Below are 17,685 nucleotides of genomic sequence, written 5' to 3'. Positions count from 1 at the left end.
TGCAAGGCGTTGCGTTCGATTTGACCCATGGAAATCCAACCGCAGAGAATTTCAATGCGTACGCGGCAGCCCTTGATTTTCTTCGTTCACGATGACGACAGGATGCTGGCTGCGATACGTCCGCTGGCCGACGCCTCCGGTTGGCGCATTGATGCCTTTGCCTCCGCACAGCAGTGCCTCGAAGCCATGGTGCGCGAGCAGCCTGATGCCCTGCTGACCGAACTCAGCCTGCTGGACATGCACGGCGTGCAACTGCTGAAAGCGATGGATATCCTGGGCTTGGCTATACCCGTCATCGCCATAGGCGAAGAGCGGGTGACCCCGCTGTCGGACCAAGCCATCGCCGTCGGCGCCCTGGCGGTGCTGCACGCTCCTTTCTGGGACGAGGAACTGGTAGGGGCGATCGAAACCGCCATCGCCGCCCGGGCCATTTTCATCGAAGCATTCGCACGATCGGCCCATGCACACGCCGGGTAATCCCGTGGTCCGCCATGATCGAATCCATACTTCTTACCGCGGCACGCATTCTCACTTTCAATCGGCAGAAGCCTCTGACGAACGCCAGCAGTTTTTTCTTCGAGCGTGGCCAACGGTTGTTCCTGGTAACGAGCCGGCACGTTTTGGTCGACGAAGCCAGCGGGCATTTCCCCGACCGTATCGAGATCGAATTGCATGTCAATCCCCAGAATCTCGCCGAGTCGACGGGCTTCTCCATGCCCCTGTACCGCGACGGCCATGCCGTCTGGCGTCAGGGCATCGACAGGGCTGGCGGAATCGATGTGGCGGCCATCGAAATCGATCGCGCGGCACTGCCTAAAACAACAGTCTACCGAGCCTTCACACCTGAGCACCTGCCAAGTTCCATCGATCACGTAGAAGTTGGAACACCGTTGTTGGTAGTAGGATTTCCACTCGGGTTTCATGACACCCTGCATCATATGCCGGTAGTACGTCAGGCGATTGTGTCCTCATCCTATGGGCTGCGCTTTCAAGGGGTGGGCTATTTTCTCACCGACGCCCGCACGCACCGCGGAACCAGCGGAGCGCCGGTCGTAATGCGCGCCGCAGCATCGAATTTATCGCATGGCGATTTGCCGTGGATCCTGCTCGGGATCCACTCGGCCCGATTCGACATCGGCACCCGAGACCTGAAGCTGGATGAAGCCCTCGGCTTGAACTGTGTCTGGTATGCCGACATCCTGTTGACCCTGACGGAACACTGATCGCGTGCTCCGTTCAGAAAATGGCTTGGGCGCGCCCGCCATCTGCCGCTCGTGCGGGGTACCGAGGTGCCAAAGGGCTTCCATGACACTCGGGTGCACGATCTCAAGCACACCTTCGGTCGGCGCTTGCGCCGGGCAGGGGTGAGCGTCGAGGGCCACCAAGACCCATTGGGGCACAAGGCCCCGAGGTGACGAAGCGGTATTCCGCGGCGGAGATCGACGACCTCATCCGGGCTGCGGAGAGGGCGGCAGTCGAACCGCCTCACGAAAGCCCTCAACCGGTCTGGTTCAGCACCTCCAAGATCGGAGGTGCGAATCAAGCACTCGCGCAAAGCGTTGCACGGCCGAGCCGGTCGCACGTCTGCATATTTTCAGCTGGCCGACCAGAGACATCGGTAACACTCACTTGGTCCAGCAGATACTAACCCTTCAAAGCCGCGCTCTACGACCGCAGGTCCGGGCAAAGCTCACCTCACAGCCGCAATCGCCGTAGGTGCCTCCGGCAGCGGCACACGAAAGCTCAGACTGAGGATGACGTCGTAAAGCATTGGCTTGGCGCCGAATGCGATGGCGGGAATGGCGACCTGGATTGCGGGCGGCGTACCGGCATTGAACAGGTCGGCCAGGCGCACCGGCGACATTGGCGAGATGCTCGTCATAGTCAGGCGCGAAGGCAGCGGGGCAAGCGTTGTAGGGGCGGCGTCGAACAACGGCGCCAGCAGGCCATCTACCTGCCACTGCACGCCCATTGGCTCGGCGTCGGTGACCAGCGTGCCGCCGGCGCGCGCGCCGTCGGCGGTGGGGATGACGGCAATCCCAAGGCCGACCAGGCCGGCGTCGGCGTTCTGGAAGTCGGCGAAGCCGAGCGCGGCGGGGTCCAGCCGCAGGTTACTGGCGAGGCTGCGCAGCGCGGACTCGGTGGTCAGCACCGGCAGCGGCGTCTTGTCGAAGGTGAAATTGACCAGCAGCGAATCCGTTACCGCTTCCAGCGGTGTAAAGGGTACTAACGAAGTCAACGGCGCCAGCGGCGTGCCGCCGGAACCAGCCAGCAGGGCGGTGATGTTCGGCATGGCGGCGGGCGCCAGTTGCGCTGCCGTGGCCCAGGCCAGCAGGCTGCGATCGCGGTGCGCACGCAGGCTCAGGTGTACCGTGCGCAATTCGCTCATGCCGGCTTCGACGCGCTGGCTGGTGCCGGGCAGCAGGACGTTGCGCGCCGGCGAAAGCACAGCGCCCGCCATGGCCAGCACGCCGGATTCCTCGCGCCGGCTGGCGCGCACCGCGGCGGCCAGCGCGGGGTCGTAGCAGCCGCGCACGGTGACTTCCAGTAGCACGTCGCTGAGCACGTCGCTCAGCTGCGCCGGCAGTAGTGAGCCGAGTTGCGCCAATCCGTCGGGAAGGGATTCCAAGCGAAGCAACAGGCGGCCATCGAGGCCGCGGTTCTCGAACGGGCGGTATTGCAGGGAGGACAGCGCGCCAAGCGGTGTCGGTTCGGCGGAGTTGCTCAGGGCCTGTGCCTGCAACTGCGGGGTTGCCGCCGAGCCGGGCAGCAGGTTGAACAGGCTCGCTTCCGCCGGTGCCTCGCGCACCAGGCGCACATAACCGAGCGCGCGCACCTGCGGGTCTGGATCTTCTTCGAAGCTGGCGCCGCCCCAGCGCGCGATGCGCTTGCGATAGGCCGCCACCGCATCGTCGAATACTTGCCCGATAGTGGCATTCAGGCTCAGGGCGTTGCCGCCGCCGGTGAGCAGCGCATTGATCAAATGGTCGCGCGCACTGTCGCGGTTGGCGGTGGGCACGATTTCGCCAGGAGTGGCGTGGGCAGCGCCGATCAGCAAGATGCCGAGGATGTCGCCCCACGGCGCCTGCATCAACGCCGATCTGGTGGCGGCACGCACCAGGTCCAGATCGACGAAGCCGCGCCCGTCGCGCAGAGGCTGGCCGGCGCCGGCGGTGGGAATGAAGAGCACTGCTTCGACGGCTGCCGCCACTGCGTCGGGCAGGGAGGGCGCATGCAGCTGGCTCTGCACCTCCGCCGGGAATTGCAGGAGTCTGTCGCGGTACTGCAGGCCGATGGGGTCCGGCAGTTTGAGCACGATCTCCACCAGCAAGGCCAGAACGTAGATCTCGTAGGTCTGCAGCGGCAGCGTCGGAAAGACGACCTGCAATGCCCGGGTCACGGCGGCATCGACCGCCGGCAACAGCACTGTGCTCTTGAAGACCGCCGCTGCGTCATCGCCGGGTACGAGGTTGGGCAGGCGCAGGAAGTCGGGCAGATCGATCGGCGGCGCCGCAGGGTTGGCGCGGCGCTTGACGCGGGTGCTCGAAGCCCCAAGGTGGGTAATGCTCAACGGAATGCCGGTGGAGGCCAGCAGCGTGGGCACGGTGGCGAAGAGGCCGCTGACGCGGATGTCCTTGAGTAGCACCCGGTACATGCCGGGGAACATGCGGTCGGTCAGCTGCGATTCATCCAGGTGGATCACCGCTTCGCGCCGCGTCAGGAAATCGCCGAACAGACCGCCAACGCCGCTGCCTAGCAGCCGCGCCAACGACAGCCGGTGGGTAACTTCGAGGTCCTTGCCGTCCTGCACGGTGGTGCGTTGCTGCTCCAGCTTGCCCAGGTCGCGTAGCAAAGCGGCCGCGGCGAAGCGGCCCGAGTCGGCGCCTCCAGGCAGCATCGGCGCCGCCGGCAGTTGATTGTCGTAGAGCTCCTGGATCACTTCGAACGCAGTGCCCAGCTCCGCACCGGCCGCTTGTTCGGCGGCGCCGGCAAGATCCCGCGCGCTGCGCAGCACGACATCGCGCGCATCGCGTAGCAGCGCCGCGGCGTCGTCCAGGTAGGCCTGCGGTGCGAGGTCTTTCAGCACGCGCAGCTCGTTGGCCAGGATGTCGAGCGACGGCACCGGACTTTGGTTGAGGATGAGGTTGGAGGCGCGCGCGAAAAGTTGCTGAATTTTCTTCACGACGTCGCCGAGTTCGTTTTTGAGCTCGCCGACCTTGGCCAGCAGCGGGCCGGTGAGCCAGGACAGCACCAGATGCACCAGCTCCTCCACCGCCAGCAGTACGGCGGCGGCGAGCAGTGCCGCGCTGAACGGGCCGCCGGCCAGCGAGATCACCAGGAAAGCCAGGATCGGCAGCACCAGGTAGGTGACAGCGATGGCGACGAACAGGCTCGAGTCGCTGCCGCTGAGCAGGCCGTTCAAGCGATCATGCACAGCGCTGCGGATCTTCTCCGTGAGCTGGCCGATTTCGCTGTCCAGCCCGGACTGCAGCTGCAGGAACGGATCGACGTCGGGTACGTCGGGAAGCTGAGGCGCGGCGGGCGTGTTGAGCAGCAGCGGCAGGTCGAAGCTTTCGAACACCGCGCCCATGGCCTGGCTGGTGCCGGCAACCACCTGCGACACCGCCGAACGCAACGGCGCGGTCATCCCGTCGATCTGCGCGTCGAGGTCCTGTAACGCTTTCTTGGCGGCATCCTTGATGCCTGCCTGGATGCCGGCGTCGGTGCCGAACGTGTGATCAAGGAATTTGCGCGTGCGGCTGAAGCTGGTGTCAGCGAAAATTGCGGCCGCCAGGTCACTGATCATTGCCTCGAACAGGCTGATCCAGAATCCGATTGGGCTGGTCGTCGCCAGGAACTCGAGCAGGCGTGGCAGCAGCAGAGCCTGTGCAGCGAGGTCTGCCATTGACGGCAGCAGGGAGTCGATGTCTTGCGAGGAGCCCAGATCCGCCAGGGAGGCCTTGATCGTGTTGATTTCGCTGAGCGCATTGATCAATGCGGGGTTGAGGACCTGCTCGGCGGCGGTGACCTTGACCATCGCCAGCTGCATCAGTTCGCTGATGTGTTGCTCGAACTGCAGCGCTGAGCCGGCCGAGCGGATCGCCAGCTCCTTGACGTATTCATAGCGCCACTTGTCGGCGGTGCGCGTGGCTGCCTCCACCAGTGGTAGCGCCGGCGCCGCCAGCGGGTCGAGCAGCAGCACCGGATCGGACGACAGCGCGGGAAGCGTAGGCGCAAAGGCGCCGCTGCCGGACAACGCGGTCGGCGTCACCGCATTGGACGCGCCCTCGGCGCTGCTGCCGGCCAGATTGGTGGCGTGGACATCGAAGGTGTAGGCGGTACCTGGCGTCAATGCTGGAAACACTGCGATGGTGGCCGGCCCGACATTGAGCGGCTTTTGCGCGGTTCCGCCGATGAGCGGTGTGACGGTGTAGCCGAGCACCAGTTCGGCCGCGGGACGTGCATCCCAGCTGACGCTGGCGGACGCAATATGCGCGACCGCTTTTACGTTTTGCGGCACGCCTGGCGGCGCCGACGGCAGCAGCGGCTGCTGCGGCTGCGCGGGCGGCACCGGCGACTTGCGCGGTGGGCGCAACAGCGTGGGCAGATTACGCGCAACCACGGCGCGGAAATACTGCTCGTTGGAGCGTTGCTCCAGCATCGCCCGCGCCGCCGGCGGCAAAGCCTGCGCCCGCTTGCGTAAGTCGCGCGCGACGCGCAGGTATGCGGCCTCGGCCGTCGGCAGCAACTTCTGGCGCGAGCCTGGATTGGCCGCGGCATAGCGCAGCAGGGCATCGAGGTCTTTTGGATCTGTGACGCTGGCGACCGATTTGAGCGTAGTGGACTTGGCCGCAGGCTTGGCAGACCGGACGGTGCTGCGCACCGGACGCTTCGAGTTGGACGTTCCCCTGGTGGCCATGCTTCCCCCATTCCTTGGTGGTGCAGCGCGTGAACAGAACCTTAGCAGAGCTGCGCGATTCTGAGATGCGAACCAGGTCGCACTATTGTCAGCGGTGGCGAAGCAGTCTCGTTGGCCGGGGTGCCGTGCTCAGCTTTTTTCAGCGATTTCATCTATCCGGTGGATGGGGTCCACCGCGCCGGGCGGAGCCGCCGCAAGCGCAGCGGCTGCCGTCGCCAAGTCGATGCCCGCGGCAATGAACAGCGGTCCGGCAACCAGCGGCTGCACTGATGCGGCAACGGAGCGTAGTCACAGACGCTGCTGGGCCGCCTATCCCATCCCTGTGACATCATAGAAACCGGCGGCGATTCCTATCGATTCAAGCACAGGAACCGTGCGGAAAAAAACCCAAATCCTAATCAACGTGGTGGGTTACTTTTAGATGCAAATCAGGGTCGGTTTTCTGTGCGCGCGGCGCATCGCTTGAGCGGCCCTTTGGGGCGCCGAATATTCGGATCTGAACGGCACGTTTTGGCCCGCTGCGTTGGAATGGCGAAATCTCGAAAGCAGCCGCTGAGCGTGCCTACCGGCAGGGATTCGGAAGGCGCACAGGCATTCCGAATGTGAAATGGAAGGCGTAAAGGCATTCCATTTGTCGAATGTGAACTAAGGTTCAGATGGTCAGTAACGCCACAATGGGACAATGGGCTCGTATGCATTGCATCAACAATGCGCCTGCCACAGGTAAGACTTGTCCACATGTTTGGCTACCATTACTTTTTTGGCCAGCGAAACTAAGGACCAATCGGCCGCAATTGGCCCGGCCACCCAACGCCGGCCTATGGAACGTCAACACATTCTTCACAAGCTAAGGTGGTCGGGCTGACTCGACTGAAACCTGTGGCAATTTCGTTGGGAAGCGCCGCTGATGCCGTAGTCCTCAGACCGCGACTGTGGATGTCGAATCAACCTCGTTGGATTGATATGGATCAAGGCGAGGCTCCCGGAGGAATGGCGATACTTGAATAAATCATCGCCGAAGGGGGGCGTCGTTCGCTGCTCGACTCCAAATTCCGTACTGCAAGATTTTTTTGAGCGTCCCGGCCATAGATACCTACGAATCCAAGCACCACGCCACAAACGGCCCTGGCGCGAGGCGTTGCGCTGCGTTCGAAATTGGCGCAGCCCTGACCTCGGTGCTGATACTGGCAAGTTGCGCGTCTCTGGACCCCCATACTGGTCCGCCATCACTGCCTGTAACAGCTACCTATCCCGCTGACGCCATTGACCCCCGGACCGATGCGGGCCAAGACGCTGCCAGCGTCGGCTGGCGTGACTACTTTGCCGATCCTCGCCTGCAGGATTTAATCAGCCAGGCTCTGGACCATAACCGGGACCTGCGTATCGCGGTGCTGCGCGTCGAGGAAGCCCGTGCCAGCTACGGCATCAAGCGAGCCGACCAGTTCCCGGCGTTCAGTCTCGGCGCCTTCGGAATCCGGACCCGCCTGCCGGCCAACGGTTTGACCGGACAGCCGTTGATCCTCACCGAGTACGACGTCGGGCTCAGCGAGCTGGCATGGGAGGTCGACTTCTGGGGGCGTGTGCATAGCCTCAAGGAAGCGGCACTGGAGAGCTACCTGGCAACCGACGAAGCGCGGCGGGGAGCCACGATCAGCCTGATCGAACAGGTAGCGAACGGCTACTTGAGCCTGCGCGAACTGGATGAGCGGCTGGCGCTGGCGCAACAAACGGTGGTCAGCCGCGAAGAGTCATTCCGAATCTTCAAGCGGCGCTTCGAGGTCGGCTCGATCTCCAAGCTGGACCTGACCCAGGTGGAAACGCTTCTGGCACAGGCGCAGGCGCTGAATGCGCAACTCGAACAAGAGCGTGCCGGGCAGGCGCATGCCCTGGCGCTGCTGATTGGCGTGCCCATCGATCTGGCGCCGGCGGTCGATGATTTCGACGATCGGGCAGTGCTTTACGAATTGCGCGGGGGCCTGCCCTCGGACCTGCTCAACAACCGTCCAGATATCATGGCCGCCGAACACCAGCTCAAGGCGTCGAGCGCCAACGTGGGCGCGGCGCGCGCCGCTTTTTTTCCACGCGTGACGTTGACTGGCTCGATTGGTACCACCAGCGCCGGGCTGGATGGGTTATTCGAAGGTGGCAGTCGCAGCTGGACCTTCCTGCCCAGCATTTCGCTGCCGATCTTCGATGGTGGGCGCAACAGCGCCAACCTCGATCTGGCCAGGGTCCGCGATAACCTGGCGGTCGCTAATTACGAAAAGACCGTGCAGGCCGCCTTCCGGGATGTTTCCGATGCCCTGTCGTCGCGCCAATGGTTGACCGAGCAAGTGCGCATCCAGCGAGCCACTCTGGCAACGCAGACCGAGCGCGCCCGACTGGCCAAGCTGCGGTACGACAACGGCGCCGCCGCGTTCCTGGAGGTGCTGGATGCACAGCGCGACCTGCTGTCGGCGCAACAGTTGCTGGTCCAGGCGCGGCGGGCGTTGCTGTCCAGCCGCGTCAGCCTTTATGCGGCTCTGGGGGGTGGTGCGCAGGAAGCCACCATTCCCTCCGAGGAGTCCGCTCCCATAAATTCGGCTTCTCATTGACGTCTGGCGTTCGATCATGACCCCACAGCACAGGAACCAACTGACATTTCTGGCCGTCACCGCCGTCGTCGCGGTGATTGCTTGGTTGGCTTGGACCGCCTTGAAGCCTACGGGTCCGGGTACGAGCTTTGTTAGCGGCAACGGCCGTATCGAAGCCACGGAAATCGACATCGCCACCAAGCTTGCCGGACGGGTGCAGGATGTCCTGGTCAACGAAGGTGACTTCGTACGGGCCGGTCAGCCGCTGGCGAACATGCAAAGCGATGTGCTCGAAGCGCAGCGCGACGAGGCGCGTGCTAGGTACAGGGAGGCGGTGAACTCGGTCAATACCGCGCAGGCACAGGTAGCCATGCGCAAGAGTGACAAAGCCGTGGCGCAAGCCGTGGTGGCGCAGCGCGAAAGCGAACTGGATGCCGCCCGGCGCCGGCTGGCGCGCTCCTCGACGCTCTCTGGCGAAGGGGCTGCATCGATTCAGGAACTCGATGACGATCGCGCACGGATGCGCGGTGCCCAGGCTGCGCTTACTGCTGCGCAAGCCCAGGTCAACGCGGCGCAGGCCGCGATCGAAGCCGCACAGTCGCAGGTGATCGGCGCCGGTTCCAGCGTGGCGGCAGCGGAGGCCACCATTGCACGCATCGACGCTGACATCCAGGACAGCCTGCTCAGGTCGCCGCGCGACGGGCGCGTGCAGTACCGCATCGCCCAGCCCGGCGAAGTGCTTGGCGCGGGAGGCCGGGTGCTGAATGTAGTCGACCTCGGCGATGTCTACATGACTTTTTTCCTACCCGAGACCGCGGCCGGCAGGGTGGCCCTGGGCAGCGAGGTGCATATCGTGCTCGATGCCGCCCCGCAATTCGTGATTCCCGCCAGGGTCTCCTATGTCTCCAGCACGGCGCAGTTCACGCCCAAGACCGTGGAGACGGCCAGTGAGCGCCAGAAGCTGATGTTCCGTGTCAAGGCGCAGATCGCTCGCGACCTGTTGGAGAAGCATCTGACGATGGTCAAGACCGGCCTGCCCGGCGTCGCCTGGATCAAGCTTGATGATCAGGCAACGTGGCCGGCGGGCCTTGGGGTCAAGATTTCGGAATGACGCCCGGACTTCCTCAGGGAGCGGCTCCGGGCTTCGCCAGGGCGACATCGGACCCCGCGGCAGTTGCCAGTCTGTCCGACGTTACCTTGCGCTATGGCAAATCCGTCGCCCTGGACGGCGTCACCCTGGACATTCCCGCCGGCCGCATGGTCGGGCTGATCGGCCCGGACGGCGTAGGCAAGTCCAGCCTGCTGTCGTTGCTTGCCGGTGCGCGAGCCGTTCAGCGGGGTCGCGTGCATGTGCTGGGTGGCGACATGGCCAGCGCCGGCCACCGAAACCGGGTCTGTCCCAACATTGCCTATATGCCGCAGGGCCTAGGCAAGAATCTCTATCCGACGCTGTCCGTGGAGGAGAACCTGCAGTTCTTCGGACGCGTGTTCGGTCATAACGCGGCAGAACGCCGCCTCCGTATCGACGAACTCACCCGCAGTACAGGGCTATATCCGTTCCTGTCGCGCCCGGTCGGTAAACTGTCCGGCGGCATGAAACAGAAGCTGGGGCTGTGCTGCGCGCTGATCCATGACCCGCAGCTTCTGATTCTCGACGAGCCGACGACCGGCGTCGACCCGCTGGCGCGGGCGCAGTTCTGGGACCTGATCGCGCGCATCCGCATGCAATCTCCGGGTATGAGCGTAATTGTAGCGACGGCCTATATGGACGAGGCGCAGCGCTTCGACTGGCTGGTCGCCATGAGCGACGGCAGGGTACTGGCCACGGGCACTCCGCAGGAGTTGCTCGCGCGTGCTGGCTGCACCTCGCTGGAGGCGGCCTTCATCGCGCTGTTGCCGGAGAAGCAACGCCGCGCACACCATCCAGTGACGATGACGCCGCTGGCGGACGGAGCCAACGCCGAGGTCGCCATCGAGGCGAAGGACCTGACCATGCGCTTCGGCGATTTCGTCGCGGTGGATCATGTCAGTTTCAGCATCCGCCGCGGCGAAATTTTCGGCTTCATCGGCTCCAACGGCTGCGGCAAGTCCACTACCATGAAGATGCTGACGGGCCTGCTGCCCGCCAGTGAAGGCCATGCATGGCTGCTCGGCAAAGAAGTCGATCCGAAGGACATGGCGACACGCCAGCGCGTGGGTTATATGTCACAGGCGTTCTCACTGTATTCGGAACTGACGGTGCACCAGAATCTGGTCCTGCACGCACGCTTGTTCCGGATGCCGCAGGCGGAAATTGCGCACCGCGTCGACGAAATGGTGGCGCGCTTCGGCCTGGAAGAGGCCCTGGATTCGCTCCCCGCAAGCTTGCCTCTGGGCGTGCGGCAGCGTCTGTCACTGGCCGTGGCGATGGTGCACAGGCCGGACCTCCTGATCCTGGACGAGCCGACGTCGGGCGTGGATCCGATCGCCCGGGACGGTTTCTGGCAATTGATGATCGACCTGGCGCGCAAGGACCGGGTGACGATTTTCATCTCAACCCATTTCATGAACGAGGCCGAGCGATGCGACCGCATCTCGCTGATGCACGCCGGCCGCGTATTGGTCAACGACGTGCCGGCCGAGTTGATTCGCAAACGCGGCGCCGACACGCTGGAGCAGGCCTTCATCAGCTATCTGAAGGAAGCTGCGGGCGATGCCGTCGGGCCTGCTCCGGATCCGGCGCCTGCGGCGACACGTCCCCTTGTGGCCGCGACCCGCCCTCGGTGCCGCTTCAGCTTTGGCCGCGCCTGGAGCTACACCCTGCGCGAGACGCTGGAACTGCGGCGTGACCCGGTGCGCGCCACGCTGGCGCTCCTCGGCACCGCGATCCTGATGTTCATCGTCGGCTACGGCATCAGCATGGATGTGGAGGACCTCAGCTACGCAGTGCTCGACCGTGACCAGACCGGGCTGAGCCAGAACTACGCGCTGAACCTCTCCGGTTCGCGCTACTTCATAGAGCAGGCGCCGATCAAGGATTACGCCGACCTCGATCAGCGCATGCGGGCTGGCAAGCTGGCCCTGGCCATCGAGATCCCCGCAGGCTTTGCCCGCGACCTCGAACGCGGCAAGCCGGTACAGGTTGGCGCCTGGGTCGATGGTGCGATGCCGCAGCGCGGGGAAACGGCGGTGGGCTATGTGCAAGGTATGCACCTGGGCTGGATGCTCGACATGGCTGTACACCGCCTCGGCCAGACCTTGGGTTTGGGCACGGCAACGATCGAGACCCGCTTCCGCTACAACCCCGATGTTAGAAGCATGCCGGCCATGGTGCCTGCAGTGATCCCGCTTCTGCTGCTGATGATCCCGGCCATGCTGGCTGCGCTTTCAGTGGTGCGTGAAAAGGAACTAGGCTCGATCATCAACCTCTACGTCACCCCGGTAACTCCCAGCGAGTTTCTCCTTGGCAAGCAGTTGCCCTATGTCGTACTGGCAATGTTCAATTTCCTGCTCATGACGGTGATGGCCATTACCGTCTTCGGCGTACCGGTCAAGGGGAGCTTCCTGACATTGACCGCGGCGGCCTTGCTATATGTGATGTTTTCGACCGGGGTCGGGCTCTTTGCATCCACATTCACGCGCAGCCAGATCGCGGCGATCTTTGCCACCATGATCGGCACCATGATTCCGGCTATTCAGTATGCGGGCATGATCAATCCAGTGTCCTCACTAGAAGGATTCGGCGCCGTCATCGGCAACATTTACCCGGCAACGCACTTCCTGACCATCAGTCGCGGCGTATTCAGCAAGGCCCTGGACTATTCCGGCCTGCACGCTTCATTCTGGCCATTGCTGCTGTCGGTGCCCGTGACCCTCGGCCTGTCCATAGCACTCCTGAAAAAGCAGGATACGTGATGACTATGCCGCTTATCGCGAATATCTACCGCCTGGGCATCAAGGAGTTGTGGAGCCTGGCGCGCGATCCGATCATGCTGATCCTGATCGTCTATACCTTCACCGGGTCGATCTACGTTGCCGCTACTGCGATGCCTGAAACGCTTCACAAGGCGCCAATTGCCATTGTCGATGAAGACGCCTCGCCGCTGTCGGCCCGCATCGTCTCGGCCTTCTATCCTCCGCATTTCACCTCGCCGGCGATGATTCCACCGGCCGCGGTTGATCCGGGCATGGATGCCGGGAACTACACGTTCGCATTGGATATTCCACCGAACTTCCAACGCGACGTATTGGCCGGAAAGTCGCCGGGGATCCAGCTCAACGTCGATGCCACGCGCATGAGCCAGGCCTTCATCGGCAGCAGCTATATCCAGAAAATGGTGCTGGACGAAGTCGACGACTTCGCGCAGCGCTACAGTGGCAGCGCCGCGCCGCCGGTTGGTCTTGCCTTGCGCGTGCGTTTCAATCCCAACCTGGAGCAGGCCTGGTTTGGCGCGCTGATGGAAATCATCAACAACGTCACCATGTTGTCGATCATCCTGACCGGCGCGGCACTGATTCGGGAGCGCGAGCACGGCACCATCGAGCACCTATTGGTGATGCCGGTGACACCGGGCGAAATCATGCTGGCGAAGATCTGGTCGATGGGCTTGGTGGTGCTGGTGGCTGCCACTGCCGCCCTTGAGTTGATCGTGCGGGGCGCGCTGCATGTCCCGATCGAAGGCTCGGTGCCGCTTTTTCTGGCCGGCGCGGCGCTGGATCTTTTCGCCACCACTTCGCTCGGCATCTTCATGGCTACACTGGCGCGCTCGATGCCACAGTTCGGTATGCTGGCGATACTGGTTCTGCTGCCGCTGCAAATGCTTTCCGGCGGCATCACGCCGCGTGAAAGCATGCCCGGGGTGGTGCAGGATCTGATGGAGGGCGCGCCAACCACGCATTTTGTGGCTGTTGGCCAGGCCATTCTCTTCCGCGGTGCCGGGCTCGACGTGGTCTGGCCGCAGTTCCTTTTTCTTGCTGCGATTGGCACTGTGTTCTTCTTTATCTCGTTGATTCGCTTCCGCAAGGTTATCAGTCAGATGGGCTGAGACTGATCGATCAGTTTGAAGGGTCCTTCGCGTTATGCCTAATGTAAGTGCCGGCGATATGCAGCTGCGAATCGGCCGGGGTGCATCAATATTGACATGCGCACGCACTTCGTTTGATCGGCGGCTAGCCGTCTGTCGCTTCGCCATGCACGTTCGTCGCCGCCGCAAATAGATGCAAATGTATTGGATCGGTAGTCGCGTCCAATACAGTCTCCTCCAGAAAGGCATAGTGCCTTTCTAAACATTTGCCCCCTTGTTACGGGGGCATTTTTTTGGTGCGCCCTGGAGGGCGCACCAGCGACTTCACATACGTAATCGACAATATTTGGGAGGTCGGCAACGACAAAATGATCCAGCAGGCCCAGAGAATTGAAGATCAGCATGGCCATCGTATAAGTGGTCCAGCGTTGCTCGCGATTCGCATCGACACAGGCCAAGCGGTAGCGCAGGCGTTCGACCAGCACCAGCAGCGGGCCCAGCATTGGTGGCCTTGCCTTCGAACACGCGATATATGTAGCCGCCGAGCGGGCGCGTCAGCAAAGCAAAGAACGCCAGGATCTGGCCCCATCCGTTGAGGGTCATCGGCATCCCTGCGGACGCAACCGTGCACATACAGCAGCCAATGGCTGCACCGTCATGCCGCATCTCCCGGACAGGTCGGCAAAACAGAAGGCGACGAAGGAACGACGGCGAATATTAACGAGCTGCCGACCCGACAGCGCATTGTGCCCAACCAAGTCAGGAAGCGCACTACTACCGATCACATGCGTCCAAGTCACCGCGGCGGAAAGCCGCGGACGTCGGCTACTTGGTCCTCCGGGCGACGTAGCAGGAAAACATTGAGGCGAAAAGTCCCACCACCACTAAGAGCCTGTAACAGAATGAATCGCGCCTGCGACGGCGGTCATTTTTGCGCAGTGCAAGTCGGACAGGGTGCGGCATGGTGATTCCATGGTGCGCTCTGGCCGGCGCAGCACTGCGCAAAAATGGCCCCGTCCCGGAGGGTTGCGCCCAAAATCGCGTCAGGGCGGCCCCGACACGGTGCCCGAGCGTAACGAAGTGGGTGCGGGAGGGGCCGCCTTCGCCCGCTCCCGCACCCACGCTGACGCGGCACCGTGTCGCGGGCGATCGTTGTCAGCCCCAGCCATGGAATCACCATGGCTGGGGCCTCCGCCTTGCCTGACGCGATTTTGGACTGCAACGCAGGCGCGATTCATTCTGTTACAGGCTCTTAGGGCCTGGAGCGCCCCCACCGGCTTCGCTTTGCAGCCAGGCCGCAAAGTGCTGTACTTCCGGACGCAACGCCGCGGCGGCTTCCATCACCACGTAGTAGGCCCGCGAGGAACGCGGCCGGCGGCCGAGATAGCGCGCTTCCTCGAACGGCGCCACCAATTGGCCGCGCCGCAGCTGCCGCTCCATCAGCGGCAGTCGCCCCAGCGCCACGCCGTGCCCCTCGACGGCGGCATTGATCACCTGGTCGTAATGGCTGAAGCGCAGCACGCCGGCCGGTTCCAGGCCCGGCAGGCCCATCGCCTCCAGCCAGGTTTCCCAGTCGAGGATGGCCTGGCGCGGCGGGGTGTCGTCGAAGTGCAGCAGCACATGGTGGCGCAAGTCGGCGGGCTCGTTCAGGGGCCGGGCGGGGTCCTTCAGCAGGTCCGGGCTGCACATCGGCAGGATGTCCTCGCCGAACAGGCGCGGCGCCCTGGCCGGCGCGCGCTCCGGCGGGCAATAGCGGATCGCCACGTCGATGCGCCCGCGGGTCAGGTCGACCACCGAGCTGTTGGCGGAGATGCGCACGTCGACGCCCGGCCAGGCCTGGCGGAAGGACGGCAGGCGCGGCACCAGCCATAGCGAGGCGAAGCTGACCGTGGTGGTGACGGTGACCATGTGCGAGCGTTCCGGCGAGATGCGCTCCAGGGTCTCGCTCAGGTCGTTGAGCATGGTGATGGCGGTCTGCTGCAGCAACTGCCCCGCCTCGGTCAGCAGCAGGGCGCGGTGGCGCCGCTGGAACAGCGGCTGCCCCAGGTGCTGCTCCAGCGCCTGGATCTGGCGGCTGACGGCCGACTGCGTCAGGTGCAGCTCGTCCGCCGCCTTGGTGAAGCTGAGATGCCGCGCGGCCGCTTCGAAGCCGCGGATCAGGTCAAGCGGCGGCAGACGCTTTTGCATGCGCACGGCTCATGTCAGATGTTCCAAACAATCGTTTGAAGGAGCCTCGCCGCAGGCGCAATATCCTCGCGCCGCAAAGGCTCTCCGTCCTCCATCATTGCATACGACAGGCGCATGCAACAGGGCGCCGGGGCAGCGCAGCAAGGAGCATCTCCATGAGTCCAGCCACCACCCTTCCCCTCCCTGGCCGCATGCGGCCGCAAGTCCGCACCGGCAGGCCGCGCCAAACCGCCCTCGCCGGCTGGCTGCGCCGGCTGCAGCAGACCTACAGCCGCGCCGCCCTGCTGGATCTGCACCGGTGAGCCGCCCGACCATGGCCGGCGCGGCCGGGGGCGACGGCGATCCGCTGCGCGAGTTGCTGCGCGATACCTTCCTGCTGCTCGGCGCCATCGGCGCCTCGTTGACGCTGGTCATGCTGCTGTCGCTGCTGTTGCCCGATCATACGCAGCAGCAGCGTGCGGCCACGCCAGTAGAACCCGTGGCGGAACACCAGGTCGTCGCCCGCCAGACGCCCCGCCTCGCGCCATGGCGGAATGCGGCGCAGCAGTAAAGCCCGGCACCGCAATCCCCGTCGCACGAGCCCTCGGGATTGCAGGGACGGTTCCTGCGACAGCCCTCATGGCATACGCCGCGATCCGCGAGATCCAAACGCAGCGAATCGCGAGAATGGCTGCCACCGGAAACAGAAAAGCCGGGGCAAGCCCCGGCTTTTACTGGACGCTGGGCTAGGGCCTCAATTCCGCTTCATCGAATCGAAGAACTCGGCATTGGTCTTGGTGCCGCGCATGCGGTCGAACAGCAGCTCCATCGCCGCCAGCTCGTCCATCTGGTGCAGCAGCTTGCGCAGGATCCACACCTTCTGCAGCTCGTTCGGCTCGAGCATGAGCTCCTCTTTACGAGTGCCGGAACGGTTGATGTTGATGGCCGGGAACACGCGCTTCTCGGCGATGCGGCGCTCCAGGTGGAGCTCCATGTTGCCGGTGCCCTTGAATTCCTCGTAGATGACTTCGTCCATCTTCGAGCCAGTGTCGATCAGCGCGGTGGCGATGATGGTCAGCGAGCCGCCTTCCTCGATGTTGCGCGCGGCGCCGAAGAAGCGCTTGGGCTTCTGCAGGGCGTTGGCATCGACACCGCCGGTCAGCACCTTGCCCGAGGAGGGAGCAACGGTGTTGTAGGCGCGGGCCAGGCGGGTGATGGAGTCGAGCAGGATGACCACGTCGCGCTTGTGCTCGACCAGGCGCTTGGCCTTCTCGATCACCATTTCCGCGACCTGCACGTGGCGGGTGGCCGGCTCGTCGAAGGTCGAGCTGATCACTTCGCCGCGCACGGTGCGCTGCATGTCGGTGACTTCTTCCGGGCGCTCGTCGATCAGCAGCACGATGAGGTAGACGTCCGGGTAATTGGCGGCGATCGACTGTGCGATGTTCTGCATCAGCATGGTCTTGCCGGCCTTGGGCGGCGAGACGATCAGGCCGCGCTGGCCCTTGCCGAAGGGCGCGACGATGTCGATGACGCGCGCGGTGATGTCTTCGGTGGTGCCGTTGCCGCGTTCCATGACGAACCGTTCGTCGGCGAACAGCGGGGTCAGGTTCTCGAAGTTGACCTTCTTCTTGCTGACTTCGGGCGCTTCGTAGTTGATCGTGTCGACTTTGAGCAGCGCGAAGTAACGCTCGTTGTCCTTCGGCGGGCGGATGCGGCCGGCGACGGTGTCGCCGGTGCGCAGCGCGAAGCGGCGGATCTGGCTGGGGGAGATGTAGACGTCGTCCGGGCCGGCCAGGTAGGAACTGTCCGGGCCGCGCAGGAAGCCGTAGCCGTCGGACATGATTTCCAGCACGCCCTCGGCGAAAACATGGTCGCCGCGGCGGGCGGCGTGGCGCAGCAGCTGGAACACCACATCCTGCTTGCGCGCGCGGGCGATGTTCTCGATACCCATCGACTCCGCCGTTTCCAGCAGCTCGGCGGCGGTCTTGCGCTTGAGTTCGGCGATGTGGAGGGTTTTCGG

12 protein-coding genes are annotated in these 17,685 nt (G+C 63.9%); 8 read left to right on the top strand and 4 right to left on the bottom strand.

The window, feature by feature from the left end; translation table 11 throughout:
• Positions 1-54 precede the first annotated feature (54 nt).
• On the top strand, positions 55-477 hold the full coding sequence (locus BP26_RS0106100; protein ID WP_029919687.1) for a response regulator: 423 nt from the start codon (positions 55-57) through the stop codon (positions 475-477).
• Positions 478-491: 14 nt separating this feature from the next.
• The gene (locus tag BP26_RS0106095) at positions 492-1,223 is read left to right on the top strand and encodes a trypsin-like peptidase domain-containing protein (RefSeq protein ID WP_029919686.1); all 732 of its coding nucleotides are present in this window, start codon (positions 492-494) and stop codon (positions 1,221-1,223) included.
• A 467-nt stretch (positions 1,224-1,690) separates the two neighbouring features.
• On the opposite strand, the gene BP26_RS0106090 is transcribed toward BP26_RS0106095, so the two are convergent.
• The gene (locus tag BP26_RS0106090; RefSeq protein ID WP_029919685.1) at positions 1,691-5,920 is read right to left on the bottom strand and encodes a fibronectin type III domain-containing protein; all 4,230 of its coding nucleotides are present in this window, start codon (positions 5,918-5,920) and stop codon (positions 1,691-1,693) included.
• A 1,070-nt stretch (positions 5,921-6,990) separates the two neighbouring features.
• Between BP26_RS0106090 and BP26_RS0106080 the strand changes: the two genes are divergently transcribed.
• From BP26_RS0106080 to BP26_RS0106065, 4 genes are read left to right on the top strand one after another with little or no spacing between them, the layout of a single operon-like run.
• On the top strand, positions 6,991-8,514 hold the full coding sequence (locus tag BP26_RS0106080; RefSeq protein ID WP_245611725.1) for an efflux transporter outer membrane subunit: 1,524 nt from the start codon (positions 6,991-6,993) through the stop codon (positions 8,512-8,514).
• A gap of 16 nt (positions 8,515-8,530) precedes the next feature.
• Positions 8,531-9,604, top strand: coding sequence for an HlyD family secretion protein (locus BP26_RS0106075; RefSeq protein ID WP_029919683.1), 1,074 nt, complete (start codon positions 8,531-8,533; stop codon positions 9,602-9,604).
• Entirely contained in the window at positions 9,601-12,387 is a 2,787-nt protein-coding gene (rbbA, locus tag BP26_RS0106070) for a ribosome-associated ATPase/putative transporter RbbA (protein ID WP_084182850.1), read from the top strand. Before BP26_RS0106075 ends, rbbA begins: the two co-directional genes overlap by 4 nt.
• A gap of 5 nt (positions 12,388-12,392) precedes the next feature.
• Positions 12,393-13,517: an ABC transporter permease gene (locus BP26_RS0106065; protein ID WP_029919681.1), complete on the top strand. Its 1,125-nt coding sequence runs from the start codon at positions 12,393-12,395 to the stop codon at positions 13,515-13,517.
• 38 nt (positions 13,518-13,555) lie between these two features.
• On the opposite strand, the gene BP26_RS29235 is transcribed toward BP26_RS0106065, so the two are convergent.
• Complete coding sequence (locus BP26_RS29235; RefSeq protein ID WP_211254837.1) at positions 13,556-13,999, bottom strand: potassium-transporting ATPase subunit KdpA; 444 nt, start codon at positions 13,997-13,999, stop codon at positions 13,556-13,558.
• 739 nt (positions 14,000-14,738) lie between these two features.
• A complete protein-coding gene (gene gcvA / locus BP26_RS0106060) occupies positions 14,739-15,683 on the bottom strand; it encodes a transcriptional regulator GcvA (protein WP_029919680.1) in 945 nt (314 codons plus the stop codon).
• Positions 15,684-15,838: 155 nt separating this feature from the next.
• Between gcvA and BP26_RS29230 the strand changes: the two genes are divergently transcribed.
• Positions 15,839-15,985 (top strand): hypothetical protein, encoded by a 147-nt coding sequence (locus BP26_RS29230; protein WP_157572384.1) that lies wholly within the window; start codon positions 15,839-15,841, stop codon positions 15,983-15,985.
• Positions 15,982-16,233 (top strand): hypothetical protein, encoded by a 252-nt coding sequence (locus BP26_RS0106050; RefSeq protein ID WP_029919679.1) that lies wholly within the window; start codon positions 15,982-15,984, stop codon positions 16,231-16,233. The genes BP26_RS29230 and BP26_RS0106050 overlap by 4 nt, the downstream gene beginning before the upstream one ends.
• Positions 16,234-16,416: 183 nt before the next feature.
• On the opposite strand, the gene rho is transcribed toward BP26_RS0106050, so the two are convergent.
• Positions 16,417-17,616: a transcription termination factor Rho gene (gene rho, locus BP26_RS0106045; RefSeq protein WP_051748442.1), complete on the bottom strand. Its 1,200-nt coding sequence runs from the start codon at positions 17,614-17,616 to the stop codon at positions 16,417-16,419.
• Positions 17,617-17,685 lie beyond the last annotated feature (69 nt).

The organism is Nevskia soli DSM 19509, from assembly GCF_000711955.1.
GTDB classification, from domain to species: domain Bacteria; phylum Pseudomonadota; class Gammaproteobacteria; order Nevskiales; family Nevskiaceae; genus Nevskia; species Nevskia soli.
This window is presented reverse-complemented; position numbering and strand designations above follow the sequence as displayed.